This is a genomic window from Pseudomonas sp. LH21 (genome assembly GCF_036549575.1).
Taxonomy (GTDB): domain Bacteria; phylum Pseudomonadota; class Gammaproteobacteria; order Pseudomonadales; family Pseudomonadaceae; genus Aquipseudomonas; species Aquipseudomonas peradeniyensis.
Genome location: NZ_CP144367.1, coordinates 5574263 through 5601177, shown reverse-complemented (window position 1 = coordinate 5601177; position 26915 = coordinate 5574263). Strand labels below are relative to the sequence as shown.

The 26915-nt window shown below is 67.3% G+C and carries 24 protein-coding genes; 5 read left to right on the top strand and 19 right to left on the bottom strand.

Annotation, left to right across the window (positions count from 1 at the left end):
- Positions 1–27: 27 nt before the first annotated feature.
- The 4 genes from gltB (at position 28) to VUG52_RS25450 (ending at position 7755) form a co-directional block, all read left to right on the top strand.
- A complete protein-coding gene (gene gltB, locus VUG52_RS25465) occupies positions 28–4473 on the top strand; it encodes a glutamate synthase large subunit (protein ID WP_050707340.1) in 4446 nt (1481 codons plus the stop codon).
- A gap of 106 nt (positions 4474–4579) precedes the next feature.
- Positions 4580–5998: an FAD-dependent oxidoreductase gene (locus VUG52_RS25460; RefSeq protein WP_050707339.1), complete on the top strand. Its 1419-nt coding sequence runs from the start codon at positions 4580–4582 to the stop codon at positions 5996–5998.
- 194 nt (positions 5999–6192) lie between these two features.
- Entirely contained in the window at positions 6193–7257 is a 1065-nt protein-coding gene (gene hemE / locus VUG52_RS25455) for a uroporphyrinogen decarboxylase (protein ID WP_050707338.1), read from the top strand.
- A 150-nt stretch (positions 7258–7407) separates the two neighbouring features.
- Positions 7408–7755, top strand: a complete 348-nt coding sequence (locus VUG52_RS25450) for a YgiW/YdeI family stress tolerance OB fold protein (protein ID WP_028689103.1) — start codon at positions 7408–7410, stop codon at positions 7753–7755.
- 115 nt (positions 7756–7870) lie between these two features.
- Here the strand turns inward: VUG52_RS25450 and VUG52_RS25445 are convergent, their stop codons facing one another.
- A complete protein-coding gene (locus VUG52_RS25445) occupies positions 7871–9112 on the bottom strand; it encodes an MFS transporter (protein WP_331832237.1) in 1242 nt (413 codons plus the stop codon).
- Positions 9113–9234: 122 nt separating this feature from the next.
- On the opposite strand from VUG52_RS25445, the gene VUG52_RS25440 reads away from it, so the two are divergent.
- The gene (locus VUG52_RS25440; protein ID WP_050707336.1) at positions 9235–10140 is read left to right on the top strand and encodes a LysR family transcriptional regulator; all 906 of its coding nucleotides are present in this window, start codon (positions 9235–9237) and stop codon (positions 10138–10140) included.
- A gap of 40 nt (positions 10141–10180) precedes the next feature.
- On the opposite strand, the gene VUG52_RS25435 is transcribed toward VUG52_RS25440, so the two are convergent.
- From VUG52_RS25435 to VUG52_RS25350, 18 genes are all read right to left on the bottom strand, one after another.
- Positions 10181–10615, bottom strand: a complete 435-nt coding sequence (locus tag VUG52_RS25435) for a hypothetical protein (protein ID WP_050707335.1) — start codon at positions 10613–10615, stop codon at positions 10181–10183.
- A 27-nt stretch (positions 10616–10642) separates the two neighbouring features.
- Positions 10643–11869, bottom strand: a complete 1227-nt coding sequence (locus tag VUG52_RS25430; protein ID WP_262974127.1) for a beta-ketoacyl-ACP synthase — start codon at positions 11867–11869, stop codon at positions 10643–10645.
- On the bottom strand, positions 11869–12597 hold the full coding sequence (fabG, locus tag VUG52_RS25425) for a 3-oxoacyl-ACP reductase FabG (RefSeq protein WP_050707333.1): 729 nt from the start codon (positions 12595–12597) through the stop codon (positions 11869–11871). Before fabG ends, VUG52_RS25430 begins: the two co-directional genes overlap by 1 nt.
- Positions 12590–13060 carry a hotdog family protein gene (locus VUG52_RS25420; RefSeq protein WP_050707332.1) on the bottom strand — a complete coding sequence of 157 codons (471 nt, stop codon included), beginning with the start codon at positions 13058–13060 and terminating at the stop codon, positions 12590–12592. Before VUG52_RS25420 ends, fabG begins: the two co-directional genes overlap by 8 nt.
- Positions 13057–14250, bottom strand: coding sequence for a beta-ketoacyl-[acyl-carrier-protein] synthase family protein (locus tag VUG52_RS25415; RefSeq protein ID WP_050707331.1), 1194 nt, complete (start codon positions 14248–14250; stop codon positions 13057–13059). The genes VUG52_RS25420 and VUG52_RS25415 overlap by 4 nt, the downstream gene beginning before the upstream one ends.
- Positions 14247–14732: a hypothetical protein gene (locus tag VUG52_RS25410; protein WP_050707330.1), complete on the bottom strand. Its 486-nt coding sequence runs from the start codon at positions 14730–14732 to the stop codon at positions 14247–14249. The genes VUG52_RS25415 and VUG52_RS25410 overlap by 4 nt, the downstream gene beginning before the upstream one ends.
- Complete coding sequence (locus VUG52_RS25405; RefSeq protein ID WP_050707329.1) at positions 14729–15460, bottom strand: class I SAM-dependent methyltransferase; 732 nt, start codon at positions 15458–15460, stop codon at positions 14729–14731. The genes VUG52_RS25410 and VUG52_RS25405 overlap by 4 nt, the downstream gene beginning before the upstream one ends.
- Positions 15457–16704: an NAD(P)/FAD-dependent oxidoreductase gene (locus tag VUG52_RS25400; protein WP_050707328.1), complete on the bottom strand. Its 1248-nt coding sequence runs from the start codon at positions 16702–16704 to the stop codon at positions 15457–15459. The genes VUG52_RS25405 and VUG52_RS25400 overlap by 4 nt, the downstream gene beginning before the upstream one ends.
- A complete protein-coding gene (locus tag VUG52_RS25395; RefSeq protein WP_331832236.1) occupies positions 16691–17848 on the bottom strand; it encodes a sodium:proton antiporter in 1158 nt (385 codons plus the stop codon). Before VUG52_RS25395 ends, VUG52_RS25400 begins: the two co-directional genes overlap by 14 nt.
- Before the next feature lie 2 nt (positions 17849–17850).
- Positions 17851–20166, bottom strand: coding sequence for an MMPL family transporter (locus VUG52_RS25390; protein WP_262974125.1), 2316 nt, complete (start codon positions 20164–20166; stop codon positions 17851–17853).
- Positions 20156–20698, bottom strand: coding sequence for an outer membrane lipoprotein carrier protein LolA (locus VUG52_RS25385; RefSeq protein ID WP_262974124.1), 543 nt, complete (start codon positions 20696–20698; stop codon positions 20156–20158). The genes VUG52_RS25390 and VUG52_RS25385 overlap by 11 nt, the downstream gene beginning before the upstream one ends.
- A gap of 143 nt (positions 20699–20841) precedes the next feature.
- A complete protein-coding gene (locus VUG52_RS25380; RefSeq protein ID WP_050707325.1) occupies positions 20842–21267 on the bottom strand; it encodes an acyl-CoA thioesterase in 426 nt (141 codons plus the stop codon).
- On the bottom strand, positions 21260–22804 hold the full coding sequence (locus VUG52_RS25375) for an HAL/PAL/TAL family ammonia-lyase (protein WP_050707324.1): 1545 nt from the start codon (positions 22802–22804) through the stop codon (positions 21260–21262). The genes VUG52_RS25380 and VUG52_RS25375 overlap by 8 nt, the downstream gene beginning before the upstream one ends.
- On the bottom strand, positions 22785–23723 hold the full coding sequence (locus VUG52_RS25370) for an LpxL/LpxP family acyltransferase (RefSeq protein WP_050707323.1): 939 nt from the start codon (positions 23721–23723) through the stop codon (positions 22785–22787). The genes VUG52_RS25375 and VUG52_RS25370 overlap by 20 nt, the downstream gene beginning before the upstream one ends.
- The gene (locus tag VUG52_RS25365; RefSeq protein ID WP_262951388.1) at positions 23720–24454 is read right to left on the bottom strand and encodes a glycosyltransferase family 2 protein; all 735 of its coding nucleotides are present in this window, start codon (positions 24452–24454) and stop codon (positions 23720–23722) included. The genes VUG52_RS25370 and VUG52_RS25365 overlap by 4 nt, the downstream gene beginning before the upstream one ends.
- Positions 24447–26117: an AMP-binding protein gene (locus tag VUG52_RS25360; RefSeq protein ID WP_331832235.1), complete on the bottom strand. Its 1671-nt coding sequence runs from the start codon at positions 26115–26117 to the stop codon at positions 24447–24449. Before VUG52_RS25360 ends, VUG52_RS25365 begins: the two co-directional genes overlap by 8 nt.
- Positions 26114–26659 (bottom strand): hypothetical protein, encoded by a 546-nt coding sequence (locus VUG52_RS25355; protein WP_050707320.1) that lies wholly within the window; start codon positions 26657–26659, stop codon positions 26114–26116. The genes VUG52_RS25360 and VUG52_RS25355 overlap by 4 nt, the downstream gene beginning before the upstream one ends.
- Positions 26656–26910 carry an acyl carrier protein gene (locus VUG52_RS25350; RefSeq protein WP_050707319.1) on the bottom strand — a complete coding sequence of 85 codons (255 nt, stop codon included), beginning with the start codon at positions 26908–26910 and terminating at the stop codon, positions 26656–26658. The genes VUG52_RS25355 and VUG52_RS25350 overlap by 4 nt, the downstream gene beginning before the upstream one ends.
- Positions 26911–26915 lie beyond the last annotated feature (5 nt).

Genomic DNA, 26915 nt, shown 5'->3' with positions numbered 1-26915 from the left:
AGAGGTGAACCTGGTGAGAAAGTGTCTATGAAAACAGGTCTGTACCATCCCGAAGAATTCAAGGACAACTGTGGTTTCGGCCTGATCGCCCATATGACGGGGCAGCCGAGTCACCACCTTCTGCAAACCGCCATGCAGGCGCTGACCTGCATGACCCACCGCGGCGGCATCAACGCCGACGGCAAGACCGGCGACGGTTGCGGTCTGCTCATGCAGAAGCCCGATCAATTCCTGCGTGCCGTGGCCCAGGAGCACTTCGCCGTCGAGCTGCCCAGGCAGTACGCCGTCGGCATGGTGTTCTTCAACCAGGACCCGGTCAAAGCCCAGGCCGCCCGCGCCAACATGGACCGCGAGATCGTCAACGCCGGCCTCAAGCTGGTCGGCTGGCGCAAGGTGCCGATCGACACCAGCGTCCTCGGCCGCCTGGCCCTGGAGCGCCTGCCGCAGATCGAGCAGGTGTTCATCGGCGGCGAAGGCCTGAGCGACCAGGAATTCGCCATCAAGCTGTTCAGTGCCCGTCGCCGCTCGTCCGTGGCCAACGCCCACGACACCGACCACTACATCTGCAGCTTCTCGCACAAGACCATCATCTACAAAGGCCTGATGATGCCGCGCGATCTCGCGGCGTTCTATCCGGACCTGGGCGACGAGCGCCTGCAGACCGCGATCTGCGTGTTCCACCAGCGCTTCTCCACCAACACCCTGCCGAAGTGGCCGCTGGCCCAGCCCTTCCGCTTCCTCGCCCACAACGGCGAGATCAACACCATCACCGGCAACCGCAACTGGGCCATGGCCCGGCGCACCAAGTTCGCCAACGACCTGATCCCCGACCTCGAAGAGCTCGGCCCGCTGGTCAACCGTGTCGGTTCCGACTCCTCGAGCATGGACAACATGCTCGAGCTGATGGTCACCGGCGGCATCGACCTGTTCCGCGGCGTGCGCATGCTGGTACCGCCGGCCTGGCAGAACGTCGAGACCATGGACGCCGACCTGCGCGCCTTCTACGAATACAACTCCATGCACATGGAGCCGTGGGACGGCCCGGCCGGCATCGTCATGACCGAAGGCCGCCACGCGGTGTGCCTGCTCGACCGTAACGGCCTGCGCCCGGCGCGTTGGGTGACCACCACCAACGGCTACATCACCATCGCCTCGGAAATCGGCGTATGGGGCTACCAGCCCGAGGAAGTCCTGGCCAAGGGCCGTGTCGGCCCGGGCCAGATCCTCGCCGTGGACACCGAGACCGGGCAGATCCTCGACACCGACGCCATCGACAACCGCCTGAAGTCGCGCCACCCGTACAAGCGCTGGCTGCGCCAGCACGCCACGCGCATCCAGGCGACCCTGAGCGACGACCAGGGTGTGGCCAGCTACGACGCTGACCAGCTCAAGCAATACATGAAGATGTTCCAGGTCACCTTCGAGGAACGTGACCAGGTGCTGCGCCCGCTCGGCGAACAAGGCCAGGAAGCGGTCGGCTCGATGGGCGATGACACACCGATGGCCGTGCTTTCGCAGCGCGTGCGCTCGCCGTACGATTTCTTCCGCCAGCAGTTCGCCCAGGTGACCAACCCGCCGATCGACCCGCTGCGCGAGGCGATCGTCATGTCCCTGGAAATCTGCCTGGGCGCCGAGCGCAACATCTTCCAGGAGTCCCCCGAGCACGCCTCGCGGGTGATCCTCAGCTCGCCGGTCATCTCGCCCGCCAAGTGGCGTTCGCTGATGAACCTGGAACGCGAAGGTTTCGACCGTCAGCTGATCGACCTCAACTACGACGAAAGCGTCGGCCTCGAAGCGGCCATCCGCAACATCGCCGACCAGGCCGAAGAGGCCGTGCGCGGCGGCAAGACCCAGCTGGTGCTGAGCGACCGCTACATCGCCCCGGGCAAGCTGCCGGTGCACGCCTCGCTGGCCGTTGGCGCGGTGCACCACCGCCTGACCGAACAGGGCCTGCGCTGCGACAGCAACATCCTGGTCGAGACCGCCACCGCCCGTGACCCGCACCACTTCGCCGTGCTGCTGGGCTTCGGTGCCTCGGCCGTCTACCCGTACCTGGCCTACGAAGTGCTGGCCGACCTGATCCGCACCGGCGAGGTGCTGGGCGACCTGGACGAAGTCTTCAAGTACTACCGCAAGGGCATCTCCAAGGGCTTGCTGAAGATCCTGTCGAAGATGGGCATCTCCACCATCGCCTCGTACCGTGGCGCCCAGCTGTTCGAAGCCGTAGGCCTGGCCGAGGAAGTGGTCGGCCTGAGCTTCAAGGGCGTGTCGAGCCGCATCAAGGGCGCGCGTTTCGTCGACCTCGAAGGCGACCAGAAGCTGCTGGCCGCCGAGGCCTGGAGCGCGCGCAAGCCGATCCAGCAGGGTGGTCTGCTCAAGTTCGTCCACGGCGGCGAATACCACGCCTACAACCCGGACGTGGTCAACACCCTGCAGGCCGCCGTGCAGCAGGGCGACTATGCCAAGTTCAAGGAATACACCACGCTGGTCGACCAGCGCCCGGTGTCGATGATCCGCGACCTGCTCAAGGTCAAGGTCGCCGAGCAACCGTTGGCGCTGGAGCAGGTCGAGCCGCTGGAGGACATCCTCAAGCGCTTCGACTCTGCCGGCATCTCCCTGGGCGCGCTGTCGCCGGAGGCCCACGAGGCCCTGGCCGAGGCCATGAACCGCCTGGGCGCGCGCTCCAACTCCGGCGAGGGCGGTGAAGACCCGGCCCGCTACGGCACCATCAAGAGCTCGAAGATCAAGCAGGTGGCCACCGGCCGCTTCGGCGTGACCCCTGAGTACCTGGTCAATGCCGAGGTGCTGCAGATCAAGGTGGCCCAGGGCGCCAAGCCCGGCGAGGGCGGCCAGCTGCCGGGCGGCAAGGTCAACGGCCTGATCGCGCGGCTGCGCTACGCGGTGCCGGGCGTGACCCTGATCTCGCCGCCGCCGCACCATGACATCTACTCGATCGAAGACCTGGCCCAGCTGATCTACGACCTCAAGCAGGTCAACCCGCAGGCCCTGGTATCGGTCAAGCTGGTGGCGGAAGCCGGCGTCGGCACCATCGCCGCCGGCGTGGCCAAGGCCTACGCCGACCTGATTACCATCTCCGGCTACGACGGTGGCACCGGTGCTTCGCCGCTGACCTCGATCAAGTACGCCGGCGCGCCGTGGGAGCTGGGCCTGGCCGAAACCCACCAGACCCTGCGCGGCAATGACCTGCGCGGCAAGGTGCGGGTGCAGACCGACGGCGGCCTGAAAACCGGCCTTGATGTGATCAAGGCCGCCATCCTCGGCGCCGAGAGCTTCGGCTTCGGCACCGCGCCGATGATCGCCCTGGGCTGCAAGTACCTGCGCATCTGCCACCTGAACAACTGCGCCACGGGCGTGGCCACCCAGAACGACAAGCTGCGCAAGGACCACTACATCGGCACCGTCGACATGGTGATCAACTTCTTCACCTTCGTCGCTGAAGAAACCCGTGAGTGGCTGGCCAAGCTGGGCGTGCGCAGCCTGGGTGAGCTGATCGGCCGCACCGACCTGCTCGACGTGCTTCCGGGCGACACCGAGCGCCAGCATCACCTCGACCTGTCGCCGCTGCTGGGCAGCTCGCACATCCCGGCCGACAAGCCGCAGTTCTGCGAAGTGGACAGGAACCCGCCGTTCGACAAGGGCGAGCTGGCCGAGAAGATGGTCGCCATGGCCCTGCCGGCGATCCGCGACCAGGCCGGTGGCGAGTTCAGCCTCGACATCTGCAACTGCGACCGTTCCATCGGTGCGCGCATCTCCGGCGAGATCGCCAGGCTGCACGGCAACCAGGGCATGGCCGCGGCGCCGATCACCTTCCGCTTCAAGGGCACCGCTGGCCAGAGCTTCGGCGTTTGGAACGCCGGTGGTCTGAACCTGCACCTGGAAGGCGACGCCAACGACTACGTCGGCAAGGGCATGACCGGTGGCAAGCTGACCATCGTGCCGCCAGCCGGCAGCCCGTTCGAAACCCAGCACAGCGCCATTGTCGGCAACACCTGCCTGTACGGTGCCACCGGCGGCAAGCTGTTCGCCGCCGGCACCGCGGGCGAGCGCTTCGCTGTGCGTAACTCCGGCGCCCACGCTGTGGTCGAGGGCACCGGCGATCACTGCTGTGAATACATGACCGGCGGCTTTGTCTGCGTCCTGGGCAAGACCGGTTACAACTTCGGTTCTGGCATGACGGGCGGCTTCGCCTACGTGCTCGACATGGACAATAGCTTCGTCGACAAGCTCAACCACGAGCTGGTGGAAATCCAGCGCATCAGTGGTGAGGCGATGGAGGCTTACCGCAGCCATCTGGCGCGGGTCCTGGGCGAGTACGTGGAAGAAACCGGCAGCGAGTGGGGGCGTGAGCTCTCCGAGAATCTGGACGACTACGTGCGGCGCTTCTGGCTGGTCAAGCCGAAGGCGGCCAACCTCAAGCAACTGCTGTCCAGCACCCGTGCCAACCCGCAGTAAGAACAGCTGCAAGTGACGGCCCCGTGCGCGGGGCCCGTCCTGCTCAAGTGATTGTCTTGCAGCTTGCGGCTTATGGCCGGCAACTGCGGTAAAGAGGTTTTGAAAAATGGCTGAACGTCTGAGCAACGACTTCCAGTTCATCGAAGTGGGCCGCAAGGACCCGAAGAAAAAATTGCTGCGCCAGCGCAAGAAGGAGTTCGTCGAGATCTACGAACCTTTCAAGCCACAGCAGTCCGTGGAGCAGGCGCACCGCTGCCTGGGCTGCGGCAACCCGTATTGCGAATGGAAGTGCCCGGTGCACAACTTCATTCCCAACTGGTTGAAGCTGGTCTCCGAAGGCAACATCCTGGCCGCGGCTGAACTGTCGCACCAGACCAACACCCTGCCGGAAGTGTGCGGCCGTGTGTGCCCGCAGGACCGTCTGTGCGAAGGGGCCTGCACCCTGAACGATGGTTTCGGCGCGGTGACCATCGGCTCGGTGGAGAAGTACATCACCGACACCGCCTTCGCCATGGGCTGGCGCCCGGACATGTCCAAGGTCAAGCCCACTGGCAAGCGCGTTGCCATCATCGGTGCCGGCCCTGCTGGCCTGGGCTGCGCCGACGTGCTGGTGCGCGCGGGCGTGACCCCGGTGGTGTTCGACAAGAACCCCGAGATCGGCGGCCTGCTGACCTTTGGCATCCCCGAGTTCAAGCTGGAAAAGACCGTGTTGAGCAATCGCCGCGAAGTCTTCACCGGCATGGGCATCGAGTTCCGCCTGAACACCGAGGTGGGCAAGGACATCAGCATGGAGCAGCTGCTCGCCGAGTACGACGCGGTGTTCATGGGCATGGGTACCTATACCTACATGAAGGGCGGCTTCCCGGGCGAGGACCTGCCGGGCGTGCATGACGCGCTGGACTTCCTGATCGCCAACGTCAACCGCAACCTCGGTTTCGAGAAGTCGCCGGAAGACTTCGTCGACATGCAGGGCAAGAAGGTCGTGGTCCTGGGCGGTGGCGACACCGCGATGGACTGCAACCGCACCTCGATCCGTCAGGGCGCCAAGGCCGTGACCTGCGCCTATCGCCGTGACGAAGCCAACATGCCGGGTTCGCGCAAAGAGGTGAAGAACGCCAAGGAAGAGGGCGTGAAGTTCCTCTACAACCGCCAGCCCATCGCCATCGTTGGCGAGGACAAGGTCGAGGGTGTGAAGGTGGTCGAGACCCGTCTCGGCGAGCCGGATGCCCGTGGCCGCCGCAGCCCCGAGCCGATCCCAGGGTCCGAGGAGATCCTGCCGGCCGATGCCGTGGTGATCGCCTTCGGCTTCCGCCCGAGCCCGGCGCCGTGGTTCGAGCAGCATGGCATCCAGCTGGACAGCCAGGGCCGCGTGGTGGCACCGGAGAAGGGCAAGTTCAAGCACCAGACCAGCAACCCGAAAGTGTTTGCCGGTGGCGACATGGTGCGGGGGTCGGATTTGGTGGTGACGGCCATTTTCGAAGGCCGCACCGCTGCCGAAGGCATCCTGGATTACCTCGAAGTCTGATCCGGCCTAATCGCGGGGCAAGCCCGCTCCCACAGGTCATGTGTCCAACCTGTGGGAGCGGGCTTGCCCCGCGATGCTTTTTGTATACAAAAATGCTTGATCCATGGCACCTGATAGACAAAACGCATGGCCATGGCCGTGCCTTTTGCGTCCGCGTCTGAGAAAATGCCCGCACTTTTTTTCCGGATGCCGACATGACTGCCCTGAAGAACGATCGTTTCCTGCGTGCACTGCTCAAGCAACCCGTAGACGTCACCCCGGTATGGATGATGCGCCAGGCCGGCCGCTACCTGCCGGAGTACCGCGCCAGCCGCGCCAAGGCCGGTGACTTCATGAGCCTGTGCATGAACCCGCAGTTCGCCTGCGAGGTCACCCTGCAGCCGCTGGACCGCTACCCGCTGGACGCGGCGATCCTCTTCTCGGACATCCTCACCATCCCCGACGCCATGGGCCAGGGCCTGTACTTCGAGACCGGCGAAGGCCCGCGTTTCAAGAAGGTCATCAGCACCCTGGCGGACATCGAGGCGCTGCCGATTCCCGACCCGCAGAAGGACCTGGGCTACGTCATGGACGCGGTCAGCACCATCCGCCGCGAGCTCAACGGCCGCGTGCCGCTGATCGGTTTCTCCGGCAGCCCGTGGACCTTGGCCACCTACATGGTCGAGGGTGGCTCGTCGAAGGACTTCCGCAAGACCAAGGCCATGGCCTATGACAACCCTGAAGCCCTGCACCTGCTGCTGGACAAGCTGGCGCAGTCGGTCACCAGCTACCTCAATGGCCAGATCCTCGCCGGCGCCCAGGCCGTGCAGATCTTCGACACCTGGGGCGGCAACCTGTCGGCGGCGGCCTACCAGGAGTTCTCCCTGGCCTACATGCGCAAGATCGTCAGCGGCCTGATCCGCGAGCACGAAGGGCGCAAGATTCCGGTGATCCTGTTCACCAAGAACGGCGGCCTGTGGCTGGAAAGCATCGCCGAGGCTGGTGCCGACGCCCTGGGCCTGGACTGGACCTGCGAGATCGGCGACGCCCGCCGCCGCGTCGGCGACAAGGTGGCGCTGCAGGGCAACATGGACCCGACCGTGCTGTACGCCAAGCCCGAGGCGATCCGCAAGGAAGTGGCGCGCATCCTCGCCAGCTATGGCAAGGGCAGCGGCCATGTGTTCAACCTGGGCCATGGCATCACCCCGGAGGTCGACCCGGAGCACGCCGGCGTGTTCATCAATGCCGTGCATGAGCTGTCGGCGCAGTATCACCAGTAAGCGTCAGACCGATCGCGGGGCAAGCCCGCTCCCACGCCCCCTTGTATATGGCGTGGGAGCGGGCTTGCCCCGCGATTTTTCATATTAAGTTTCAATTCAGCGATCGTCGGTAATCTGGGACCATCAAAACGCAAACAGGACCCGATCACCATGAAAGCCCGTTACCTGCCCCTGATCCTCGCCCCGCTGTTCAGCACCGCCGCCCTGGCCGCCGGCTACACCGGCCCTGGCGCCCAGGCCGTGACCACGGTCGCCGCCGCCAACGATGCCGCCGACGACACCCCGGTGGTACTGCAGGGCTTCGTGACCAAGAAGATCAACAACGACGACAAGTACGAGTTCAAGGACAACACCGGCACCATCACCGTCGAGATCGACGACGAAGACCTGCCGCCAACGCCGTTCAACGACAAGACCAAGGTCAAGCTGACCGGCGAGGTGGAGAAGCACCTGATGAGCCGTGAGGTGGATGTGGATATCGTCGAGATCATCAACTGATCCGAAGCTTCACGCTTCAATGCGTGGGAGCGGGCTTGCCCCGCGATAGCGCCAGCCAGTGCAAGCCTCGTTGCCTGATAGGGCGACATCGCGGGGCAAGCCCGCTCCCACGATATCAGGCCGTTTTCGGTGGCAGCTTGCTCAGGTGCACCGCCACCAGCAACGCCACCGCCAGCAGGCCGCCGATGAACAGCCCGATGCCGTTCCAGCCCCACTGGTGCCAGAACACCCCGCCCGCTGTCCCCGCCACGCTCGACCCCGCGTAGTAACAGAACAGGTACAACGACGAAGCCTGCCCCTTGGCCTTCAGCGCCCGGCGGCCGATCCAGCTGCTGGCCACCGAGTGCGCGCCGAAGAAGCCGAAGGTGAACACCAGCATGCCGACGATGATCATCGCCAGCGGGTTGGCCAGGGTCATCAGCAGGCCGCCGGCCATCACCAGGATGCTGGCCCAGAACACCTTGCGTCTGCCCAGCTTGTCGGCCAGGGCGCCGACCTGCGCCGAACTGTAGATCCCCGACAGGTACACCACCGACAGCAATCCGACCAGCGCCTGGTTCATGTGATAGGGCCCGGCCAGCAGGCGGTAGCCGATGTAGTTGAACAGGGTGACGAAGGCGCCCATCAGCAGGAAGGCCTCGAGGAACAGCCAGGGCAGCCCGGCATCCCTGAAGTGCATGGCGAAGCCATCGAGCAGGCTGCGTGGATTCAGCGTCCGGGACCGGAAGTTGCGCGATTCGGGCAGCACCTTCCAGAACACCAGGGCCGCAGCCAGGGCCAGGCCGCCGATGGCGAGCATCGCCGTGTGCCAGCTGACGAAGTCGATCAGCACGCCGGTGATCAGGCGCCCGCTCATGCCGCCAATGGCGTTGCCGCCAATGTACAGGCCCATGGCCAGGCCGATGTGCTGCGGGTGGATCTCTTCGCTCAGGTAGGTCATCGCCACCGCCGCCAGGCCGCTCAACGACAGGCCCACCAGGGCGCGCGTCGCCAGCACCAGTTCCCAGCTCGGCATCACCGCGCTGGCCAGGGTCGACAGGGCGGCGCAGAGCAGGGCGAAGACCATCACCGGCTTGCGCCCGATACGGTCGGAGATCGGCCCGGTGACCAGCAGCCCGAACGCCAGCATGGCGGTGGACACCGACAGCACCAGGCTGCTCTGCGCGGCGTTGATGGAAAACTCCTGGGACAGCAGCGGCATCATCGGCTGCACGCAGTACAGCAGGGCGAAGGTGGCGAAGCCACCGCTGAACAGGGCCAGCACGGTCTTCATGAAGGCGGGGGAGCCTTTCTCGATCCAGATATCGTTGACGACAGGCTCGGGCTCGGCAGATAGGGGGACTGCGGCGGATCTCACGGAGGGTACCTCGGGCGCTGGGGCCGGTGCTGCGATGGAAAAAGCATATAGCTGGCTAATGATTAGATCCAATATATTGTTCGACCTGTTTAAGACGTTTTACGACCTGTTTGGAGTCGATCATGGAGCTGCGTCACCTGCGCTATTTCATTGCCGTGGCCGAGGAGCTGCATTTTGGTCGTGCCGCCCAGCAGCTGGGTATCTCCCAGCCCCCGCTGAGCCAGCAGATCCAGGCCCTGGAGCAGGAGCTGGGGGCGCGTCTGTTCGAGCGCACCAACCGCCGGGTCGAGTTGAGCGAGGCCGGGCGCCTGTTCCTCGAGGAAGCGCGCCAGGTGCTGGCCCAGGTGGAGAAAGCCGCCGACGTGGCGCGGCGGGCGCAGTTGGGGGAACTGGGCGAAATGAAGATCGGTTTTACCTCCTCGGCGCCTTTTACCTCGAAAATTCCCAAGGCCCTGCACGCGTTCCGCCAGCAGTTCCCGGCGGTACACCTGAACCTCAAGGAAATGAGCAGCCGTGAGGTGGCCGAAGGGGTGTTCGACGAATCCATCGAAGTGGGCCTGATGCGGCCGATGCCTTTACCGGAGGGGCTGGTGGCCACCGAGCTGTTGCGCGAGCCCTTGGTCGCGGTGATCAACGCCTCCCATCCGCTGGCCAAGGGCAGCGAGCAGGGGCTCTACATGCAGGCGCTGGCCCACGAGCCATTCGTGTTCTTTCCACGCAGCTATGGCAGCGGCTTGCATGCGCAGTTGCTGAGCCTGGCGCGCCAGGCGGGTTTCAGCCCGCATTTCGCCCAGGAGGCGGGCGAGGCGATGACCATCATCGGGCTGGTTTCGGCGGGGCTCGGGGTTTCGGTGTTGCCCGCCTCGTTCCAGCGCATGCGCATCGACGGGGTGGTGTACCGTACCTTGCTGGATGAAGAGGCGGTCACGGCAGTGTGGCTGGTGCAGCGCGAGCGCGGCGGGTCGGCAATGGCCAGGGCGTTCGCCGCGCTGCTGACAGGCCAGGCAGGCAGCCAAGCCAGCCCCTGAGCGCCGGTGCCGTTGGCGGCCCCGGCGTCCAGGCGCAGGTTCAGTTGGAGACGCTGGCGTTGCCTTGCTGCTGCAGGATGCGCTGGGTGTTCAGGGCGTTCAGCTCACGCAGGATGCTGCGGTCGAGGTTGTAGACCCAGCGGTTGTAGTTGCGGTGGATCTGGCCGTCCTTGTAGCCCAGTTCACGGCTGTCGCGGTAAGCGATGCGGAACTGGCTGGGGCTGTAGTGGATATCGACCGCCGCGAAGAAGGTGTTGCGCACGGTGATATCGGCCTGGATCACGCTGGCGCCGACGTTGCGCGCGGTCCAGCCGCGCTCGGCGACGGCCTTGAGGATCGCCTGCTGGACTTGTGCCTGGCTGTAGTTGTGCCCGGCGGTCAGTTGCTCGGCCGGGTTGAGCACGGGTTTCGAGGTGCAGCCGGCCAGGCCGGTCAGTGCCAGGCCCAGGGCCGCGGCACGGATCAATGGGGACATTCCATTCTCTCCAGTAGGGTGGGGGTGTCAGGGCCAGCGACGGAAGATCAACGACGTGTTGACCCCGCCGAAGGCGAAGTTGTTGTTCATCACATGCTCATTGTTCATCGCGCGGAACTCGCCGCGCAGGTAGTCCAGCTCGCCGCAGCGCGGGTCGACGTGGTCGAGGTTGAGGGTGGGCACGTAGCGGTCGCTGTTCATCATCTCGATGCTGAACCACGACTCCAGCGCGCCGCAGGCGCCCAGGGTATGGCCGAGGAAGCTCTTCTGCGAGCTGATCGGCATGCGTGGGCCGAACAGGCTGCTGGTGGCCTGGGTCTCGGCGATGTCGCCCTGCTCGGTGGCGGTACCGTGGCCGTTGACGTAGCCGATCGCCTCGGGAGCAAGGCCCGCGTCCTCCAGCGCCAGTTCCATGGCCCGGCGCATGGTGGCCTGCTCCGGACGGGTGGTGTGCTGGCCATCGGCGTTGCTGCCGAAGCCGACGATCTCGGCGTGGATCCGTGCGCCACGGGCCAGGGCGTGTTCCAGCTCCTCGAGCACCAGCATGCCGCCGCCTTCGCCGATCACCAGGCCATCGCGGTCGATGTCGTAGGGGCGCGGGCTCAGGTGCGGGGTGTCGTTCTTCAGGCTGGTGGCGTAGAGCGCGTCGAACACCATGGCCTCGGTGGGGCACAGTTCTTCGGCGCCGCCGGCGAGCATCATCGGCAGGCGCCCGTACTTGATCGCCTCGTAGGCGTAGCCGATGCCCTGGCTGCCGCTGGTGCAGGCGCTGGAGGTGGGAATCAGGCGACCGGTGAGGCCGAAGAAGATGCTGATGTTGGCCGCCGTGGTGTGGGGCATCATGCGCACGTAGGAGTTGGCATTGAGGCCGTCTGCCACCGAGTTGAGCAGCATGTTGCCAAAGGCCTTGATCTCGTCGGTGCTGCCGGTGGACGAGCCGCAGGCCACGCCCATGCGCCCGTCGCGGATGCTCGCATCGTCCAGCAGGCCGGCGTCGCCCAGGGCGCGTTCGGCGGCGGCGACCGCCAGGCGCGACACCCGGCCCATGCTGCGCAACTGCTTGCGGGTCCAGTGGCCGGGCACCTTGAAGTCATCGATGGGGCCGGCCAGGCGGGTGTTGAGCTCTTCAAAGCGGTCCCACTCGCCCATGCGCCGGATGCCGCTGCGTTGCTGGGCGAAATGCCCGGCGATGCTGGTCCAGTCGTTGCCCAGGGCGGTGATGCCGGCCATGCCGGTGACGACGACGCGGCGCATCAGCACAGCCCTCCGTTGACCGCCAGCACCTGGCGGGTGATGTAGGCCGCCTCGGGCGACATCAGGAAATTCACCGCGCCGGCCACTTCCTCCGGCGTGCCCATGCGCCCGGCGGGGATCATCTTCAGCAGCTCGTCCACCGGCACGTGTTCGTCGAGCATGGCGGTGTCGATCAGCCCGGGGGCCACGCAGTTGACCGTGATCCGGCGCTTGCCCAGCTCGATCGCCAGGGCCTTGGCGGCACCGATCAGACCGGCCTTGGAGGCGCTGTAGTTGACCTGGCCACGGTTGCCGATCAGGCCGGACACCGAGGTGACACAGACGATGCGGCCCGGTGCGCGGCGGCGGATCATCGGCATCGTCAGTGGGTGCAGGACATTGTAGAAACCGTCCAGGTTGGTGCGCATGACCTGGTCCCAATCGTCCTCGGTCAGGGCCGGGAAGGCGCCGTCACGGGTCAGGCCGGCGTTGCATACCACACCGTAGTAGGCACCATGGGCCTCAACGTCGGCTTCCAGGATGGTCTTGCAGGCTTCGCGGTCGGCGATATCGAACTGCAGCACCCGCGCCTGCTGGCCCAGGGCCTGGACCTCGGCGGCGACGGTGTCGGCCTCGGTGCGGCCGCTGCGGCAGTGCAGGACCAGGTCGAAGCCGGCGCGCGCCAGGCGCAGGGCGATGGCCCGGCCGATGCCCCGGCTGGAGCCGGTGACCAGGATGGTGTCAGTCATGGGGTGACTCCTCAGGGCCCGCCTCGGCCAGGTAGCTGGCCACTTGCGGCGGGCGGTAGACATTCAGGCGGGCACTGGCGTTGATGCCGGGGCCGCGCAGGTGACATTCGAACACACCCATGCCGTTGTCATCCTCCAGCGAGCGCAGCGCGTGGATGCGCAGCTCGGCGCCGGCGGGGAAGTGTTCGACATCGCATTCGTACTTGCGGGTACCGAGCAGGAAGCCCAGCTCCACCGGCTGGCCCAGGCGGCGCGCGCGGCAGCCGGCGTAGGCGGCCACGCTCTGGGCCATCAGTTCCAGGCCCAGCCAGGCCGGCAGGCTGCCGTCCTCGCGGTTGAACAGCCCGCCGGGGCGGACGGTCACGCGGGTGTGGATCTGCTCCTCGTCGCAGCTGTCGACCTGATCGATCAGGATCATGTCGCCGGCATGCGGCAGCAGTTCGGCCAATGGCCAGGCAATCATGGGGTGTCTCCGAGAATCAGGCTCACGTTGTTGCCGCCGAAGGCGAACGAATTGCTCATCAGTCGGCGCGGGCGGCCCTGGGGCAACTGCTGGCCGGCGTCTGCCAGGGCCAGCTCCGCCAGTTGCGGGTCGCGCTGGCCGTCCCAGACATGGGGTGGCAGCCGCCCGTGCGGGTTGTGTTCGCTCAGGGCCAGCCAGCAGAAGGCCGCCTCCAGCGCCCCGGCCGCGCCCAGGGTGTGGCCGGTCATCGGCTTGCTGGATGAGCACGGTGTACTGGCGCCAAACAGGGCATGCACAGCCAGGCTTTCCATGGCGTCGTTGTGCTGGGTGGCGGTGCCGTGCAGGTTCAGGTAGTCGATCTGCGCCGCAGCCAGGCCGGCATTGTCCAGGGCCTTGGCCATGGCTTGCAAGGCGCCGTTGCCGGTGGGGTCGGGTGCCGAGATGTGATGGGCGTCGGAACTGGCGCCGGCGCCAAGCAGGGCGATGGCAGGCCCCTGTGCCGGGCGAGTCCGGCTCATGACGAACAGCGCGGCGGCTTCGCCGATGTTGATGCCGTTGCGGTTCACCGAGAACGGGTTGCAGCGTTGTTCGCTGACCGCCTCCAGGGCGCTGAAACCGTTGAGGGTCAGCCCGCACAGGCTGTCGACGCCCCCGCACAGCACGGCGTCGCACAGGCCCAGGTCGAGCAGGCGGCGCGCGCTCAGCAGCGCCCGGCCGCTGGAGGTGCAGGCGGTGGAGATCACGTAGGCCGGGCCGCTCAATTGCAGCCAGTCGGCCAGGAATTCGGCGGGAGCGCTCAGTGCCTGCTGGTCGTAGCGGTAGCTGCCTGGCAGCACGCCTTCGTGCAGGTAGTGGGCAATGTCGGCGCTGGCCTCGGCAATCCCCGAGGTGCTGGTGCCCAGCACCACGCCCACCCGCTGCGGACCGAAATCGGCAATCGCCTGGCGGATCGCCGGCTCGATCTGCAAGGCCGCGCAGTAGAGCAGCTGGTTGTTGCGGCTGTGCTGTTCAGGCAGGGGCACGGCGGGCAGTTCGCCACTGACCGCGCCCACCACAGGACGTCGGTCCTGCACCCAGCCCTCCTGGGGCAGCATGCCGGAGCAGTCACCGGCGAACAGGCGAGCGGCCACCTCGGCCTGGCCGCGGCCAAGGGCGCAGACCAGGCCCAGAGCGTTGAGATAGGCGGTCATGGAGTGTTCTCGCTGGGCAATGGGCTGACTTCATAACGCAGGCCCTGGCCCAGGTTCAAGGTGAAATGCTCGCTGGCCCGATAGTTGACCTGCCAGCGGTCGCCCAGCCAGCGTTGCTGTTCCTGTTGGCGGGCCTGTGGATAAAGACGCTGCAGTTGCTCGGACGGCGTCAGGGCGAACAGCACGGCGGCGAACAGTTCGCGTGCCGCCGGGTTGGGCGGCAGCAGGCCGTCGGCCTTCCATTGCCTGCCATCGAGCAACTGGCGGGCCTGGGGGATGCCCAGCAGGTCGAGCAGCGACCAGCGCAGACGGTGATCTTCGTTCTGGATCACCAGCAGCCAGTCCTGGCGTTGGCCGTCCTGCTCGCGTTGCACGTGCAACTGGCGCGGCAGTGTCAGCGTGGGTAGCGCCTCGGGCAGGGGCGGGCGCACGGCGCAGGCGCCGAGCAACAGGCACAGGCACAGCGCCAGCAGGTGTTTCATGGTTGCTCCAGGGGCTTGCGCGCCACCACGTTGACCAGGGTTTCCTCGCGCTGGCCAACCGGTGGCGGCTTGCGCAGTCCCAGGCGTTCGAGCAGGCCGAAGTCCTTTGAGCGGCTCCACCACAGATAAGGGTAGGACACGTTGCGCGCGGCGAACTCGAAGCCCTGGTCACGCAGCATCTGCAGGTAGCCTTCGGCGCTCTTCTGCACGTGCATGGGGTGGCGGAACAGCCAGCGGATCACCCAGGTGTCGATGTAGGCCTCGGTGGACTCGGCGAACAGCAGGTAGCCACCGGGTTTGAGCACTCGATGGAACTCGGCCAGGGCTTTCTCCTGCTCCACCAGGTGGTGGAAGGTCTGGTGGCAGAACAGGATGTCGACGCTGGCGTCGGGGAACTGCAGCGCCGCGCAATCGCTGCCGCGCAGTTCCACCTCGACACCCAGCCGCTGCGCCTCGGCGGCGCTCAGCGCCAGGCTGTGCGGGTCGGCGTCGGTGCCCAGCAGGCGCGACGGGGCGAACACCTGCAGCAGGTGCTTGAACGACTTGCCCTGGCCGCAGCCGGCATCGAGCAGCACCGGCGCCTGGGGTGGCTCGCCGTCGAACAGCCGGCGCAGGTCATTGATGGCCACGCGCAGCACATGGTGCTGCCAGGTGTGGCTGCGCAGGAACCAGAAGCCGATGCGGGTCTCTTCGACGTAGGTGTCGCTCAGGTAAGGTTGCTGGCTCATGCCGGCGTCCTCGCGCACAGCTCGGCCAGGGTGCGCAGGCGGCGCTTGGGTTCCGCGACGAACGGATTGCGCAGGTCCCAGGCATAGCCGGCGAGGATCGAGCTGATCATGGCGCGGATCTCCGGCGAGCTGCCGGGGTGGTAGATCACGTCCTGGAAGCTGCCGTCGTACCAGCCTTCGACATAGGCGCGGAAGGTGTCGACGCCGCGCTTGAGCGGCGTGGCGAACTCGGTTTGCCAGTCCACCGCCTCGCCCTCCAGCTGGCGGTGCAGCAGGTTGGCGGCCATGCTCGCCGAGCGCATGGCAATGGTCACCCCCGAGGAGAATACCGGATCGAGGAATTCGGCGGCGTTGCCCAGCAGGGCGAAACCCGGGCCGTGCAGGGTGCTGACGTTGGCCGAGTAGCCACCGATGGTGCGGGCCGGGGTATCCCAGACGGCATTGGCCAGCACCTTGGACAGGCTCGGGGTCTGCGCCACGAAGTACTTGAGGCAGGCGTCCAGGTCGGTCGGCGCCTCGGCGAAGCGCTCGGCGGCGGCGACCACGCCCAGGGAGGTGCGACCGTTGCTGAACGGGATGGTCCAGAACCAGATGTCACGGTGCTCGGGGTGGGTGGTGATGAGGATCTTGTCGCGGTCGAAGCCGGGGTGGTCGATGCGGTCTTCGATATGGGTGAACACCGCCTGGCGCACCGGGAAGTTCGACGGCGCTTCCAGCTCCAACAGGCGTGGCAGCACGCGGCCGTAGCCACTGGCGTCGAGCACGAAGGCGCTTTCCACTTCGTATTCGTCACCCTCGGGGCGGCGCACCCGCACGCGCGGGCAGTCACCGCCCACGTCGACGCTGACGATCTCGTGCTCGTAGCGGATCTCCACGCCCTGGGCCTGGGCCTGGTCGGCAAGCAACTGGTCGAACTGCGCACGTTGCACCTGGAAGGTACTTGGCTTGCCCTGGGAGAAGGTCAGGCCGAAGTCGAACGCGCTGTATTCCTCGCCCCAGGCGAAGGCGGCGCCGTTCTTGTGCTGGAAGCCCGCGGCCTCGACGGCTTCGAGCATCCCGGCCTCCTCGACGAAGTCCAGGCAGTGGGACAGCAGGCTCTCGCCGATGGAGAAGCGCGGGAAACGCTGGCGCTCGATTACCAGTACATCGTGGCCCTTGCGCTTGAGCAGGGCGGCGGCGATGGCGCCGGAAGGCCCTGCGCCGATCACCAGCACCTGGCGTTGTTGCAGTTCACAGTTCGGCATGAGGCCTCCTTGGCGTCGGGACAGTATTCAGGGGAATCCGGTGCAGGCCGGCCATCGCCGGCATCAGGGTGGCAACCAGGCTCATCAGCATCAGGGCGAAGTACAGCGCCGGGCCGATCAGGCCCTGCTGCAGCAGCAGGTTGAGAAAGACGATTTCGCTCAGGCCGCGAATGTTCAGCAGCAGGCTCTCGCGCCATTTGCTCGCGCCGGGGAACGATGGCGCGGCCCAGCACAGGCCCAGCCAGTTGCCCAGCAGCTTGCTGGCGATCGGCAGGGCCAGCAGGGCGGCCAGTTGCAGCGCATCGAAGCCTTGCAGGGCATGGTGCACGTCGATCTGCACCACGCCGTAGGTCAGGATCAGCGGGACCGCCATGCCTTGCTGCAGGCGGCGGCTCCAGGCCTCGGGCAACGGCATCCGCACCGGGACCTTGAGCCAGGCCAGGCAAGCCAGGTAGCCGATGCCAAAGACCAGGGCATTGAGCCGGTAGTGCTCGGCAACGAACAGCAGCACCAGGAACAGCGCACCATATACCCTGGGGGCCCGCAGGCCGGCGAAGTGCAGCGGCAGCGGCAGGGCCGCCGCCAGCAGCGGCCAGGCCAGGCTGCCCGGTTGCAGGCTGCCCTGGCCGAGGCCCAGCAGCAGCCAGCAGGCCAGGTCGATGAGGATCGCCGCCTGCAGCAGCCGTCGGCTGGCCGCGGGTGGATAGTCGATGGCGCGCAGGTACAGGTACAGCACCGGGATCGCGGTAATGGCGAACACCAGGCCCAGGGCCAGCGCGGTAAGGCCGCCCTGGTCCAGCAGCCACAGCGCGCAGGCCAGGCCGCATGAGAAGGGCACCAGGAAGCTGGGCACGGCGAGTTTCAACGCCTCGCGGTCGATGCGCAGCTCGGCGACGTCAGCGAGGATGTGCCCCAGCAGCAGGGCGAAGCTGCAACCATACAGGGTCTTGAACCAGCTCGGCGCGACCAGCATGGCGCCGTCGAGCTGCCAATGTGGCTCGATCCACAGCAGCATCAGCAGCGGCAGCGCCAGGGTCGCCAGCAGCAGCTGGCTGACGATCGGGATCAACCCCACGCGCTTGCCGAGCGCGCAGGCCAGCGCGAACAGCATCAGGGCCAGGGCCCAGAACAACAACACGGTCATGATCAGCTGTGCGCTCCTTCGCGCGACGCGGCCCAGGGGGCCAGGATGAAGCTCATTGCCAGGCCCAGGCTCACCGCCAGGCCGAAGTTGCTTACCGCCGGAGTGCTCGACAGGGCCAGCAGGCCGAACGACAGCCAGGTGGTCAGCGCTGCCAGCAGGGTGCCCAGCAGGCTCACCGCCTCGCCGCCGACGCGCTCGTGCATGAGGATCGCGTAGTCGACGCCGATGGCGGTCACCAGCAGCAGGCCGAACAGACTGAACAGCGTCAGCGGCTGCCCGAGCCAGCCCAGCAGGGCCAAGCTGCACAGCGCGGCGAGCAGCGGCAGGGCGACGATGCGCAAGGCACCGCGCAGGCCGAACGGCAGCACCAGCAGTACCAGGATCAACACGCACGACAGCAGCTTGAGCTCGGCGGCGCTGATCTGGGTGGCGGCGAACAGTTGGTTCAGCTCACCCAGCCGGTCCACCAGTTGCACGCCAGGCAGACCCTCGGACTGCAGGCGCAGCAAGGCGGTATCGTTCAGCCCCTGGAGGCTGACGATGGCGGCCACGCCCTGGTCCACCTGGCCCAGCCACAAGGGGCGCCAGGCTTCGCCCAGGGGGCCGGCGAGGACATCGTCGATGGACTGGATCGGCAGCTGGTGCAATTGCTTGAGTTCGGCCAGCAGCGCGGTTTCCGGCACGCCCTGGGCCAGCAGTGGTTGCCAGTGTCCGGGCAGGCGATCCAGCGCCTGCAGCGTGCGCGCCTGCTCGGCGGAGCTGGCGACCAGGCGATCGAGGGACATGTAGCCCTTGAGCTTGCCCAGGTCGACCAGCTCGTCGAGCTTTTCCGACAGCGCCGCCAGGCGTTCCAGCAGTTGCTGTGGATCGGCGGCGCGTACCAGGTAGAACTGGCTGGTGGGCTGGTAGCCGGTGATGCGCGCCACGGCCTGGGCTTCTTCCAGCAGGTGCGGCGGGCTGCCGACCCACTGGCGCACGTCGTTGCGGCTGTCCAGACTCCACAGTCCGGCGGCGCAGAACAGCACCAGCAGGGCCAGCAGCGCGGCGCTGGGGACTCGGCGCAGCAGGCCGGCGCGCAGTTCGGTCAGCCATTGCGCGACCCGCAGTGGCCACCGCGCCGGGCGCAGCTCGACACCGCCGAGCAACGCCGGCAGCAGGCACACGGCGCTGAGGTAGGCGCCGACCAGGCCGGCGGCCGAGAATGCGGCGATCTGGGTCAGCGCGGGGAACGGCGTGAAGGCCAGGGCCAGGTAGCCAATGCAACTGGTCGCCAGGCTCAGGCTCAGCCCTGGCAGGGTCAGGCGCACGGCCGGCCAACTGCGCCAGGGGTGCAGGCTCCAGCTCTTGGACAGGTAGTGCAATGGGTAGTCCACGGCCACGCCAATCAGGCTGGAGCCGAGTACCAGGGTCATCACGTGCATCTGCCCGAACAACGCCACGCACACCACCGAGCCGAACAGCATGCCCACCAGCACCGGCACGAAGGCCAGCAGCACGCGCCAGCGGCGGAAGGCCAGCAGCAACAGCAGCAGGATGCCCGCGGTGGCGCCGCCGCCGACCCAGGTGATCTCGCGGCTGGCCTGTTGCTGGCCGGCCGCGGCATGCAGCAGGCCGCTGGCCGCCAGCAGTCGGGCACCTTGCTGGCCGGCGTCGTCGCGGGCGCGGGCCAGCAGGTCGGCCACCTGCAAGGGCAGGTGCATGTCGAAGGCGTTGCCCAAGGTGCGGGCGCGCAGCAGCACCCACTGCTGGCCGTCGGCTTCGGCCACCAGGGCGCCGCTGGCGGTGTCCAGCTGCACGTTGACCGGCTTGGGCTGGCTCTGCTGGATGCGACCGGTCAGGCCGAGCCAGTCATCCTGGCTTGCCACCAGGCTGAAGCCGGCGAAGGGGTCGAACAGGCTTTGCAGGCGTTGCTCGACAAAGGCGTCGGGCTGCTCGGCCAGCAGCTGCCGGTCGTGGGTCGAGAGCATGGCCACGCGGCCCTGCAGCAACTGGCTGCGTAGCGTTTGCAGGTCGGTCTGCAGGCTCCATTGCACCTTCTCGAACAGGCCGCTGGCCTGCCATTGCCCGGCCAGGCGTTGGGCCAGGGCGACGGCCTGCTCGCGCTGGGAATGGCCGACCAGCACCAGCAGCTCGCGGTTGAGCGGCTCCTGCATGCGCTGCTCGGCCTGCTTGACCAGCGGGTCCTGGGTGGCGCCGGGCACCAGGGTCATCAGGTCGGCCGACAGCGGCGCGCCGCGATGCCATTGCCAGCCGGCCACGGCAAGCATGATCAGCAGCAGGCCCGCGAACAGGCGCGGCAGCAGGCGTTCAGTCGGCAAAATCGCTGCGCTCCGCGTCGCTGAGGGCGCTGGCGCCACGGCTTCCGGGCATGCGCAGCACGGTGCTGTCGCCCTGGGTTTCGCTTAGCTCGATGCGCTCGACGTAGCGCCCGCCGACGATGTCGATGCGGGTGAAGACTTGCTTGAGCAGCAGCGAGCGTGGGGTCAGGCGCAATTGCCAGTGCGCGGCGTCGCCTGAAAGCGCCAGTTCGAAATCGCGTTGCAGGCCGCTGCTGTCGCCTTGCAGCACGGCGAAGAACAGGCGGTTCTGCTCGGCGCCGGCACTGCGCGCGGGCAGGGTTTGCCAGCCGCTTAGGTCGCGGCGGGCGATGCCTTGGGCGTCGATTCGGTAGTCCTGGCGCAACGGGGACTGCAACAGCCAGAGCAGGCCGTGGTCGCGGGCCAGGACAAAGCGACCCTTGCTGGTCAGCGGCTGGGGCAGGGCGCGCAGGTGCTTTTCCTGGATGAACGGGCCGCTGACCACGGCGGGTTCGCTGAGCTGCTTTTGCAGGTCGTCGAGGGTGAAGGCCATTGCCAGGGGGCTTATGAACAGCAGCAACAGGGCGAGCAGTGTCGGGACCTTCGCGGGTAAACCCGCTCCCACAGGTTTCGCGGTGCCTGTGGGAGCGGGTTTACCCGCGAAGAGGCCGGCAATGCCAGTGCACAGCGCGGCGCTCATGGCAGCACCTTGGCGACGGCATCGAGCATCACCTGGGGCGAGGCCAGCTGCATTTCGCCGCTTTCAAGGTGTACCGCCACCTGAACGGTGCTGGCGCGGGTCATGCGCTCGCCGCTGGCGGCGTCGCTGATCAGGTAGTGGATCTTCAGGCGGTTTTCCCATTCCACCAGGCTGGCGCGCACGGTCAGGCGCTGGCCGAAGGTGGCGCCGCGGATGTAGCGCAGCTGCAGATCGATAACAGGCCACGCATAGCCGCTGGCCTGCATCCGCAGATAGTCGTGCTCCAGGCGGTCGAGCAGCGCGCAGCGGGCGACTTCCAGGTACTTCACATAGTGGCCGTGCCAGACGATGTGCATGCTGTCGACGTCGAAGAATGGCACGACGATCTCGCTGTCGACGTGGAACACCCCGGGATTACGCATGCAGCCTCCAGTGGCGCTGGCCGATACGGGCCAGGCACAGGCGCAGGTCTTGCTCCAGGGCGCGGTCCTCGATGACTGGGGCGAAGTCCTCCAGCAAGGCCGCATGCATCTGCGCCAGGGTAGGCGGCAAAGCGTGCGCGTCGGCTAGGCGCTGGCGCAGCCAGACCCCCTGGTTGGCGGCCAGCAGGGTGGCGGCGGCAACCTGTTCGGTCAGCTCCAGCACGCGCAGGGCGTCGCGGGCGGCGATGGTGCCCATGCTCACCTTGTCCTGGTTGTGGCATTCGGTGGAGCGGGAGAACACGCTGGCGGGCATGGTCTGCTTGAGCGCCTCGGCGGTCCAGGCGCTGGCGCCGATCTGCACGGCCTTGAAACCGTGGTTGAGCATGGCGCGTTCGGCGGGGGCGCCCGAGAGGTTGCTTGGCAGGCCGTGGTTGTAGCGCACGTCCACCAGCAGGGCGAGCTGGCGGTCGAGCAGGTCGGCGACGTTGGCCACCAGGTTCTTCAGGCTGTCCATGGCGAAGGCGATGTGCCCGCCATAGAAATGCCCGCCGTGCAGCACGCGCTCGGCATCACCGTCGATGATCGGGTTGTCGTTGGCGCTGTTGAGCTCGGTTTCGATGAACCCGCGCAGCCAGCCCAGGCTGTCGGCCAGCACGCCCAGCACATGGGGCGCGCAGCGCAGCGAGTAGCGGTCCTGCAGGCGGTGCAGCGGCGGCAGCGGGGCTTCGATGGCCAGGTCCTGGCGCAGCCAGGCGGCGACCTGGGTCTGCCCCGGGTGTGGCTTGGCGGCGAACAGGCGCTCGTCGAAGTGTTCGGGGTTGCCCTGCAGGGCGACGACATTGAGCGCGGTGATGCGCGTGGCCAGCTTGAGCAGGTAATCGGCACGGGCGAAGGCCAGGCAGGCCAGGCCGGTCATTACCGCCGTACCGTTCATCAGCGCCAGCGCTTCCTTGGGGCGCAGCACCAGGGGCTGCCAGCCCAGTTCGCGGTGCACGTCGGCGCTGCTGCGGCGCTCGCCCCGGTACATGACTTCGCGCTCGCCCGACAGGGCCGCGGCCACGTAGGAAAGCGGTGTCAGGTCGCCGCTGGCACCAACCGAGCCTTCTTCCGGGATCAGCGGCAGGATGTCGTGCTCGATGAACGCCTGCAGGCGTTCCAGCAGCTCCAGGCGCACGCCCGACACGCCATGGCTCAGCGAGCGCAGGCGCGCCGCCAGCACGGCGCGGGTCGCCGGCGCCTCGAGCAGCCGGCCCAGGCCGCAGCCGTGGAAGGTGTAGAGGTGGCGGGGCAGGGCCTCGACGTGCTCCAGCGGCACGGCCACCACGCAGGAGTCGCCGTAGCCTGTGGTCACGCCGTAGATCACCCCTTCCTTGTCCAGCAAGGTGTCGAGGAAGCGCGCGCCACGGGCAATGCGCTCGCGGTAGGTGGCGTCAGCCTGCAGGCGCGACGGCGCGCGGCGCTCGGCCAGGGCCAGGACGTCTTCGATCGCCAGCGGCGCTTCGCCGAAGGTTACAGGCTCATGCGGATGCATCGTCATCGGTCTTCCAGAAGGGGTAGAAATTGAACCATTGCAGCGGTGCCTGGGCGCAGTAGTGGCCCAGGCGTTCGGCGTAGCGGGCGGTCCATTCGGCGATCACCGCGTCGCGTTGGCCACGGCGCCACTGCAGGCGCTCGACGAACGGCTCGAGGGTGACCTGGTAGCGGCCCTGAAGCTTGAGGCAGAACAGCAGGTTGAGCGGGCAGCCGAGCAGCCCGGCCAGCAGCCATGGCCCCTGGGGGAACGCCGCCGGGTGGCCGAGGAAGTCCACCTCCACGGTGCGACCGCCATGCAGCGGCACGCGGTCGCCGGCAATCGCCAGCCACTCGCCACGCTCCAGGCGCTCCGACAGTTGCAGCATCACTGCCGGGTCCAGCTCGCTGACCTGGATCAGCCGCAGGTGGCTGGCGCCGGCTTCGCCCAGCAGGCGGTTGAAGTGTTCGGCATGGCGGGTATGCACCAGCACGTTCATGGTCACTTTTTCGCCGATCTCGGCCAGGGCCCGGCACACTTCCAGGTTGCCCAGGTGCGCGCCCACCAGCATTTGCCCGCGTTCGCCGCGCAACTGCTGGCGCAGGTTGGCCGGGTCGACGATGTCGATCTGCGAAAGCGCCAGCCGACCGTTCCACACGTCGAGCTTGTCCAGCAGGGCTTCGGCAAATGACATGAACTGGCGGAACACGCGCCACTGGCCGGGCGCCTGGACCTGGCCGGCGCTCCAGCGGTGCAGGCGCTGCTGGTACTGCCAGGCGCTGCGCCGGGCGCGGCCGCCGAAGACGAAGAAGTAGGCGACGATCACATGGATCAGCGGGCTGAGCACGCGCCGCCCGAGCAGGCGGGCCAGGGTGGCGGTGAGCTTCATCAGCCAGAAGCTGCCGCGTTCCTGGTGCTCGGCCCAGTGTTGCGGGCGCTCGCTCATGCCTGCCACCTGCGCCAGAGGATCAGCGGGGCGCGCACGAGCATGCCGAAGAACAGCTTGGCGTGCATCTTCGAGATCAGTGCGTTGTCGTGGAACAGGCGAAAGTGCGACAGGCCGTCCTGGGGATAATGGACCTTGGTCGGCAACCAGCGCATCGGCTGGTTGCGCCACGCCAGGCGCACCAGGATCTCCGGGTCGAAATCCATGCGCCGGCCGAGGCTGACGCTGTCGATCAGCGCCAGGGTCGCGGGCAGCGGGTAGACACGAAAACCGCACATAGAATCGGGGATGCGCAGCGACAGGCTGTTGATCCACACCCACACGTGGGTCAGGTAGCGGGCATACAGGCGGCCCTTGGGCACGCTGGCATCGTACTGTGGATAACCGCACACCAGCGCCTGCGGATAAGCCTGCGACTGGGTCAGGAAGAGGCTGACATCGGCCAGGTCATGCTGGCCGTCGGCGTCCACCTGCAGGGCGTGGCTGAAGCCCAGTCGCGCAGCTTCGCGCAGGCCGGCCATCACCGCGCCGCCCTTGCCCTGGTTGACCGCCAGGGTGACCAGGTGAACGTCGTCGCGCTCGGCCAGCTGGCCCAGTACCCGGGCGCAGGCCGCGTGGCTGGCGTCGTCGACCAGCACGCAGGGCAGGCCGGCGCGCAGCAGGTCGTCGACCACCTTGGGCAGCGCCTGCTCGTGGTTGTACACCGGGATCACCGCGCAGGGCTTATGCATGGGCGGCCTCCAGCACGATGCGGCCACTGGAGCAGGGTTGTCCGGCACAGGTGTAGGCGAAGTAGAGTTTGCCGCGTGTTGCGTCGAAGCGCAGGGTCAGCAGCAGTTCGTCGCCCGGGCGCACCAGCTGCTGGAACTTGAGCACTTCCATACCGGCGAAGCGCTGGGCCAGTTGCAGGCGCGAGGCAGCCAGGGCGATTGCCCAATCGATCTGGACCACACCCGGGAGCACGGGCGTTTGCGGGAAGTGCCCGGGGAAGCAGGCGAGGTCCAGGGGGATGGCCAGGCGCAGATGCAGTTCTTCGCCTTGCTGCGTCTGGCCCAGCACCTCTGGTGCCATGCTGCGTGGGGCCAGCAGCAGGGCCTGCAGCTCGGCCTGGGGCAGCTTGCCCTGGGTGTTGAGCGGCAACTGCCGGGCCAGGCGCCAGCGCCGTGGCAGGGCCAGCGCCTCGCAATGGCCGGCCAGGTGCTGGCGCAGGCCGTCGATCACGGCGCGGCGGCCCTGGTTGCGCAGGGCGTGCAGCCCGGCCGGGGCCAGGGCCACCAGGGCGCCGAGGTAGGCGCGGCCTTTCTCGATCACCCCCAGGCGTGCTTCGGCGACCCAGGCATGGGCGCACAGTGCCTGTTCGAGCATGGGCAGCGAGATGCGTTTTTCTTCGAGTTTGACGATGCGGTCCAGTCGACCGAGCAGGCGGAAGCGCCCGTCGTCGCTGAACTCGGCGGCGTCGGCGCTCTGTTCGACATGACCGGCGGGCAGGTAGGGCGAAGCGATGCGCAGGGCGCCCTGGTCATCCTGGCTCAACTGCACGTCGGCAAAGGGTTGCCACAGCGGCTCGCCCTGGCGCCAGGCGATACCGCCGGTCTCGGAGCTGCCGAGGATCTCGGTGGGCCATTGTCCCAGGCGCTGTTGCAGGCTTTCGGCGGCGACCGACGGCAGTTCGCCGCCGGAGGAGAACACCCTGCGCACCGGGCCCAGGGCCGGCCAGTCGAGGTTGTCGCCCATGCGCTTGAGCAGTGCCGGGCTGGCCACCCAGGCGAACGCCGGGTGCTCGCGGCTGGCGCGTTGCAGGTCTTCGGGAAATGGCAGTTGGCGGCGCTCGAAGCCACGCCCGGCACACAGTGGCCAGAGGACGCGGAACAGCAGGCCGTAGATGTGCTGGGTGGCGACACTGCCGATGATCCAGGCCGTGCCGAGGTCCTTGCCCCAGAGCTGCTCCAGGGCATTGACCTCGTTGGCCAGCTGGCGCAGCTGCTTGTCGATGCGCTTGGGCTCGCCGCTGGAGCCGGAGGTGCACAGGCTGATGCGGCAGGTGTCGAGGTCGAGGTCGGTGGGGTCGAGGGCCTCACCCAGCAGGTCGTCGAGCTGCTCGTCGGTGGTCAGCCACAGGTCGACATGGGCCTGCCAGCGCTCCCGGGTGGCGGGCTGCAGGTCGGCGGGCAGCAGCACTTCGGCATCAGCGCGCCAGGCGCCGAGCAGGGCGATGGCCAGCGACGCGGCGTCTTCCAGATGCACGGCCAGGCGGCGGATCCCACGCTCACGCAGGCCGCCGGCCAGGCGCAGGGCCTGTAGGCTGAGCTGGGCGTGGTCCAGGGATGGTGCGTGGGTCACCTGGCGCGGGGCGTCCAGCGGGCGCAGCAGGTGTTCGAGGTTGATCCATTTCATGAGCGTCCTCGCACACGTTGTCTTATCAGCCATTCGACGGCGAACAGCAGGCCCATCGCGGCATAGGCGATCAGGCCGTTGTACAGGGTCCACCAGGCCAGCGGCGCCCACAGGGTCAGGCCCGCGGCGACCACGCCATTGACCAGGAAGAACAGGCACCACACCTGCGTCACCCGCCGCGTGTAGCGCACCGCATGGGGCGGCAGGTCGGGGTCGCGCAGACGCGCCAGGCGTTCGGCCACCGGCATGCCGCGCAGCAGGCTGGCGCCGAACAGGGCCAGCATGAAGGCGCTGATCAGCACCGGGTACCAGCGCAGCAGATGCGGACTGTCGGACAGACCCAGCAGGGCGCAGAACGCCAGCGCCGCCAGCGCCATCCACAGGCTGCCCGGGCGGCGCGGCGTGCTCAGGGCACGGGCCAGCCACAGGCCGCCGAGCAGCAGGCCGAATTGCCAGGGGGCGAAATGGGCCATGCCGAAGTGCACCGCGAAGGGGTACAGCAGCCCGGCCAGCAGCAGGCCGAGGCCGATCAGGCGTTTCATGCCGCCGGGTTGACCAGGCGGTGCACCGCCTCGACCACGTCACCGACGGTGCGTACCGACTTGAAGTCGTCGGCGGCGATCTTCTTGCCGGTCTGGCGCTTGATGTGGTCGATCAGGTCGACGGCATCGATGCTGTCGATTTCCAGGTCCTGGTACAGGTTGGCGTCCAGGGTCACGCGCTCGGATTCCAGTTCGAACAGCTCGACCAGGGCGTCGCGCAGGATGTTGAAGATGTCTTCACGGGTTTGCATGGTGC